This window comes from Thermorhabdus hydrogeniformans (assembly GCF_049310025.1).
GTDB lineage: Bacteria > Bacillota > Thermosediminibacteria > Thermosediminibacterales > Tepidanaerobacteraceae > JBJYKD01.
Map to the genome: position 1 here is coordinate 1 of NZ_JBJYKD010000059.1, position 5,480 is coordinate 5,480.

8 protein-coding genes and 1 tRNA gene are annotated in these 5,480 nt (G+C 39.2%); 1 reads left to right on the forward strand and 8 read right to left on the reverse strand.

Annotated elements, in window-relative coordinates; genetic code table 11:
- Positions 1–398 precede the first annotated feature (398 nt).
- The 4 genes from ACKX14_RS15310 to ACKX14_RS15325 all read right to left on the reverse strand — a co-directional run bounded on the left by ACKX14_RS15310 (position 399) and on the right by ACKX14_RS15325 (position 2,894).
- Positions 399–590 carry a hypothetical protein gene (locus tag ACKX14_RS15310; protein ID WP_422449195.1) on the reverse strand — a complete coding sequence of 64 codons (192 nt, stop codon included), beginning with the start codon at positions 588–590 and terminating at the stop codon, positions 399–401.
- Between the two features lie 166 nt (positions 591–756).
- A complete protein-coding gene (darG, locus tag ACKX14_RS15315) occupies positions 757–1,857 on the reverse strand; it encodes a type II toxin-antitoxin system antitoxin DNA ADP-ribosyl glycohydrolase DarG (RefSeq protein WP_422449197.1) in 1,101 nt (366 codons plus the stop codon).
- Positions 1,858–1,873: 16 nt separating this feature from the next.
- The gene (locus ACKX14_RS15320) at positions 1,874–2,467 is read right to left on the reverse strand and encodes a DUF4433 domain-containing protein (RefSeq protein ID WP_422449199.1); all 594 of its coding nucleotides are present in this window, start codon (positions 2,465–2,467) and stop codon (positions 1,874–1,876) included.
- A gap of 351 nt (positions 2,468–2,818) precedes the next feature.
- Positions 2,819–2,894: transfer RNA gene (locus tag ACKX14_RS15325), tRNA-Glu, on the reverse strand.
- A 178-nt stretch (positions 2,895–3,072) separates the two neighbouring features.
- Here ACKX14_RS15325 and ACKX14_RS15330 point away from each other — a divergent pair.
- The gene (locus ACKX14_RS15330) at positions 3,073–4,011 is read left to right on the forward strand and encodes a tyrosine-type recombinase/integrase (protein WP_422449201.1); all 939 of its coding nucleotides are present in this window, start codon (positions 3,073–3,075) and stop codon (positions 4,009–4,011) included.
- 18 nt (positions 4,012–4,029) lie between these two features.
- On the opposite strand, the gene ACKX14_RS15335 is transcribed toward ACKX14_RS15330, so the two are convergent.
- From ACKX14_RS15335 to ACKX14_RS15350, 4 genes are all read right to left on the reverse strand, one after another.
- Entirely contained in the window at positions 4,030–4,260 is a 231-nt protein-coding gene (locus ACKX14_RS15335; RefSeq protein WP_422449203.1) for a hypothetical protein, read from the reverse strand.
- Positions 4,260–4,481 carry a hypothetical protein gene (locus ACKX14_RS15340; RefSeq protein ID WP_422449205.1) on the reverse strand — a complete coding sequence of 74 codons (222 nt, stop codon included), beginning with the start codon at positions 4,479–4,481 and terminating at the stop codon, positions 4,260–4,262. The genes ACKX14_RS15335 and ACKX14_RS15340 overlap by 1 nt, the downstream gene beginning before the upstream one ends.
- Before the next feature lie 14 nt (positions 4,482–4,495).
- Positions 4,496–5,206 carry an N-acetylmuramoyl-L-alanine amidase gene (locus tag ACKX14_RS15345; RefSeq protein WP_422449207.1) on the reverse strand — a complete coding sequence of 237 codons (711 nt, stop codon included), beginning with the start codon at positions 5,204–5,206 and terminating at the stop codon, positions 4,496–4,498.
- 4 nt (positions 5,207–5,210) lie between these two features.
- Positions 5,211–5,480 (reverse strand): hypothetical protein (locus tag ACKX14_RS15350; RefSeq protein ID WP_422449209.1); only part of this gene is annotated, 270 nt, incomplete at its 5' end.

Genomic DNA, 5,480 nt, shown 5'->3' on the forward strand with positions numbered 1-5,480 from the left:
GTTTTTATTTTTCAAGCCGTATTTGGTTAAATATGGATTGGGGAAAAGGGGGAGTTTTTACACTGGAATCATATTTTAAAATCTTACAATACAAATTATAAGATAGCGGCCCTTTAATTACAATTAACTGAATTTTAACTTTTCGTTAAAAACATGTTAAGTCTGGGTGCATGGCTCCTCACAGGAAAATACCTATCTTTTCTTTATTAAACCCGTGGCCTTCATCATAAATTAATATATGCCATAATCAACATTACTAAACAAAAAAGCCCGGGCCGATAAAAAATCTGGTCCCGGGCTTTTGTTCGTGTAATAAAAAGAGAGCCCGGCGGTTCAGGCTCTCCTGATTTTAACCTCATCTGATTATGCCTCTCAGGTCTGCGCGGTAATACCTGCCTTCAAACATAAGGGTCTTTGAGGATGCGTTCAAATTCCTTTCCCTGCAAAACCTGCTGATTTTCGGGCTGGTTTATGACCACTTCCTTAAGCTCCATTTGCCTTATAATATTTCTGGCCTGCTCAAGTTTATTTTCGGCCACAACGGCTGATTTTCTGACCCCGGTGCTGGAAGACGAACTCATCTCAAACATGATGGCACTGTCAGGGGTGTACTGCGAGAAAAACAAACGCCGGAATGTATTCTCGTTTATGCCTGCGAAAGGTCTTTTTCTACCATTTCGCCAGTTTTTTTATCAAGATCCCTTCCCCATAGAAGTGGACTTTCCGACGGGTAAATTTAAAACTTTTTTATGTTTTTCAAAACTCATAGGCTACGGGAAGATCCGCACTCGGCTTTACTTCAAGCCAATTTAGAGCGGCAAGGTTCCTTATTGTAGAGGCTACTTCAATTTTGTCCAATGGCGGCTGCCTGTTTCGTTTCCATTTCAAAACGTATTCCAAAACGTCCATTTCAGAAGGTTTTTCACCCAAAATTTGTTTGAGTTCATCTACTGAAAACATTACCGTAGTTGCAAGCTCTGCCTGGTCTGTTCTCATTCTAATAAAAAGATCTGCTATTTTCTCTATCGTTGCTTCCCATCGTTCTATATCTTTAAAGTGTTTATTTCGTAAGTCGTGAAATGTAGGTCCTACTTTGACGATAAACATTCTTCCGCATCTCTTTTCTAGAATTAAACCGTTATTAACCAGTTTAGTAATTACACTTTTTAGCTCTTTAGAAAACGGGCCATAACTCGCTTTTTTATATATTAAGCCAGTTGGAATACCTTCTTTTGTAGCAACATAGGCTATTTTTTGAAATTTAGTTCTACCTACCGGCCAGTAATAGAGCTGTTTCTCAATCCTATACAGAATCTCAACCAGAGCAACCCAGCCTGGTTTTATTGATTCAGACAGATAGTTTGACTGAACTGATTCGCATTTTAAAAGATCCGTATTCAATTTTTCCCCTGATGCGCCCAACGGTGCATAAAGTTCTACCGGTATGTCCAGTTTACCTAGATACGTGTACAACATGGGGCCCACAATATTCCAATCCAAGCCACCCTGACCGCAACCGAGAGGAGGAACCGCGAGGGATGTGATTCCCCATTGTTTATAATGCTTAATAAGATAATCCAGGCCTTTTTCAATATCTTTTAACTTTGAGACCGACCGCCAATGGTCTTTTGTTGGGAAATTTAATATCCACGGCCCTGGGGTATATTTATATAAATAAGGTTCACCGAGCTTTACTTGTTTATTTTTACATCTCTCAACATAATCTTTGTACATTTCCGGAAATCGCTTTTTAAATTCCAATGCTATTCCTTTTCCCATGACACCAACGCAGTTTACTGTATTAACTAAAGTCTGGGCATTTGATTTAAATAAATTTCCTGCCACTAATTTGACCAATAGGGTTCACCTCCTCCTATCGAAAAAATAAGTGCGGATTTACTTCAATAGGCAACGATATCCCCATTTTTCTGATAATATTTCTAATTTTCGCTTCAGAAACATATAAACCTTCGATAAAATTGGGATTGACACGATCCGGGATTAAAATCTCTGCACATTTTATAGATTTATGTTTACACTCAAAAAAAATATTATCAGGATGAGTCCAGTATTCAGCAAATACTAAATCTTTGTCAATATTTTCAATTCCTTCAGGTGAAGGATAAAAGCGAACATAGTCGCTTGAAGCATTACGGTCAGCAACGATGGCACCTTTTATATAAACAATTTTAGGGGAAACACGTAAAATACAAATCTCTGAATGTAAGTTTCTTCTAAGATAAAGCATGGGATTTCTAGCGCAAAAATATAAATTTACGTATTCATGTAGCGATCTTCCTCCTGGGACTTGTTTATTTTCTCTTCTATTTTGGACTTCCTGCATTGCAATTGAGGTATGGTCGAATTTATTAGCAAGATTGTATGATAAAATACCCTTTTCACAGATGGATTTTAAATTATTTATATGAGTAATATAATGAAATTCTTTAATTTCAGCAAGTTTCATTTTCAGTTCATACTTTAATATTTTTTAACTTTTATTTTTTAGTATTTCCTTTAACAATCATTTCGTCATTGAGCGGTAAAATCCTTCCCGATTACTGTGACCCAAAAATTATTTTTTACACATACATAGGTTATATGATAGAATAATTTGGATCTCGTCTGATACTGGATAGAGATGGACTGTGCGCCGGATTATGTCGTATTTGCTGCTTATTGAGGTGGAAGACAAAATCAAAAAGTAAAAAGCAAAAATTCTCGGAAGCCATTATGAAACAGAAGGCGGTGTTCCTGGAAATTATTTTGATAATAAAAAAACCGGGTCAATTCTCGAAACCCAGTTTTTCAGCACAGTTGGTAGCCATAGGGGGATTCGAACCCCCGTTACCGCCGTGAGAGGGCGGCGTCCTGAACCCCTAGACGATATGGCCGGATAATCCAGGTATATCAAGGGTTTGAGGGCATTTTACGGCGGGTGCCCTGAGCTTTGGGCGGGTGCCCTGAATGGGCCACCGCCTTCCGTTTTTGCCGAGGGCGGTTACCTGATTAAGGCCACCGCCGTCAGATTTTGCCGAGGGCGGTTGCTCTGAAAATGGAGGGCGGTAACCTATGGCATCCTCATCCTTAAAAAGGTCTTGGCAGTCATGGTTAAAATCTTTCATTTTATATCAAAAAGCTCAAGGCCTTGCGCAACGAACGATTGATGATTATAACTATCATGTTCAGCATTTTTTTAAGGCTTATCCCGATGCCTTAAAAGATTACGAAACACTACAGGAATCCGTTCTTGATTATTTTGCAAAATCAAACTCTCTAGCTCCTGCTACATTTAATACACGGCGTAAATGTTTAAGATGTTTCTTCGGTTGGCTCAAGGAAAAAGGTGTTATTCCTGAAAATCCAATATTAGAAATAAGACACCGGAAAGAAGATAAAATTCCGAGGTCAGCACCTGAAGAAGCATTAGAAAAATTGCTATCTCTCCCTAATAAAAAAACCTTTGCAGGTTTAAGGGATTATGCCTTGATTGTCTTTACACTAGATACAGGAATACGGCCAAAGGAAGCTTTCGGCCTTATACCGGAAAATTTCAATTTAGAGATAGGCCAGGTTGAAATACCGGCGGCTATTGCAAAAACCCGCCAATCTCGGATATTGCCTTTGCATCCTCAAACCGTTTTTGCAGTTTCCGAATTATTGATGGCTAGACCTCGGCACTGGTCTACAAATGTTCCAGTATTTTGCACCGAGGATGGAAGGCCACTCAACCGAAACCAATGGGCTAGAAGAATGCGACAGTACAGTTCTGCCTTGGGTGTTAAAATAAAACCTTATTCTTTAAGACACTCTTTTGCTTTGCTATTTTTACGAAATGGAGGTAATGCTTTCAGCCTTCAAAGTATGCTGGGTCATACCAACATGGATATGACAAGCAAATACGTTTATTTATCAAAAAACGATATAGAAACCGCACATAAAGATGCAAGCCCAATAAACAGGATTTTATCCAAAACGAAGCGAATAAGAAACATAAAGCCCCGGGATTAAGCCGGGGCTTTGTTGTATTTATTTGTTGTTTACAACATAAGTGGTTTGTTCCGTGCTTTGCGTTGTCTTTGCCCTGGCAATGTCTACAGCCGTTTCGCCAAAGATGTAGCCCAGCGCCAGGGTGATGATTTTCCAATACAGGTCGCTGTCCACATTCAGCCCAAGGCCTTCCGATAGCACAATAAAAGCCGCACTTGCCACGGCCACCCAGAATTTCCTACTCGTCAGTTTTTGTTTTAATGTATTCATTATGTTTCCCCGCTTTCATTATTATTATTTTGATTGTCGTTTTCAACCTTTTTTCTTTTAATTCCAGATAGGAACCAGAGTTCGCCTGTGGTGAAGGCGAACCATGAACCGATAAGTGTCGATGGCTCGCTGCCAACCTTCAAAAAAATATACAGTACCGCTGCTGTAAACGCCACATTTAGCAAAATAACAAGTGTTACTATCACTTTTGAAAATTTCATGCTATCGCTTCCTATCACTTCTTGAGCTCAACTATGTTTTTCTGCGCATTCCAAGTCACGTTTAAGCCCAAGGCTTCAGCCAATTTCCTTACTTCGACGTATGATGTACCATCAACTATAAAGCCGTCAAATTCTTTATTGTTGTATAGAATTTTTGTCTTTGTCATATCATCATCGTCCTCCTTTATCCCCGTGTATTGTACTATGCCATTTACAATGCCTTGTGCGATTTTCTCCAAATTGCTTTCCTGCTTTAAAATGCCGGCGTCGATATAATTATCTATAAACCCGCATTCCACCAGCACTGGTACCCCTATAGGTTTTCTAATCATATATAGATAATCTTGGTTTCCTGTGGAGCTCTTTTTTGATTTTATCCCCCTGTCTTCAAAAGGGATCTGCTTTAAAATGTTTTGATGAATGAGTTTCCCGAGTTTTTGCGACTCTATCGCTTTATTATATATAGCTGTCCATGTTTCTAATCCTTGCCCACCTCCTGAATTAACATGTACACTCACACTTACATCGCATTGCGGTGTTCTTACGTTTGATAATGGCAAGTACACATCTTTATTCCTCGTCAGTACAACCTCTACGTTTTTATATTGCGATAGCTTTTTTGCAATTTTTAGGCTGATCGCAAGTGTTATGTCTTTTTCCTTAAGCCCGTTTCCTACTGCTCCTGGGTCTGACCCGCCATGCCCAGCATCAATGCATATCTTCATTTTTTCACCTCCTTGCCCTCTCCAATAGCTCATCAATTTTCTGTTCCTGCCTCACTAATGAAAGCTGTATTGATTGAATGACGTTTGCTAAGCTGTTCAATGCTTTCGTGTTGTTTTCTATTACCTCCGATAACTCATTGTCTTTTTTCTTGCCTACAAAAAGACTCACAATGTATAAAAGCCCCGCAACAGCAAAAGTCGCAAGGCCGTATTGTGCCAGCTCTGTTCCCGGCATTATATCTGCCTCCTTTTTAAAAGTAAGGGTTCTATATAT

Coding starts and splice junctions, on each gene's coding strand:
- ACKX14_RS15340 (WP_422449205.1), bottom strand. CDS start 4,481: ATGAAATTTTCAAAAGTGATAGTAACACTTGTTATTTTGCTAAATGTG.
- ACKX14_RS15335 (WP_422449203.1), bottom strand. CDS start 4,260: ATGAATACATTAAAACAAAAACTGACGAGTAGGAAATTCTGGGTGGCC.
- ACKX14_RS15330 (WP_422449201.1), top strand. CDS start 3,073: ATGGCATCCTCATCCTTAAAAAGGTCTTGGCAGTCATGGTTAAAATCT.
- ACKX14_RS15345 (WP_422449207.1), bottom strand. CDS start 5,206: ATGAAGATATGCATTGATGCTGGGCATGGCGGGTCAGACCCAGGAGCA.
- ACKX14_RS15310 (WP_422449195.1), bottom strand. CDS start 590: ATGTTTGAGATGAGTTCGTCTTCCAGCACCGGGGTCAGAAAATCAGCC.
- ACKX14_RS15320 (WP_422449199.1), bottom strand. CDS start 2,467: ATGAAACTTGCTGAAATTAAAGAATTTCATTATATTACTCATATAAAT.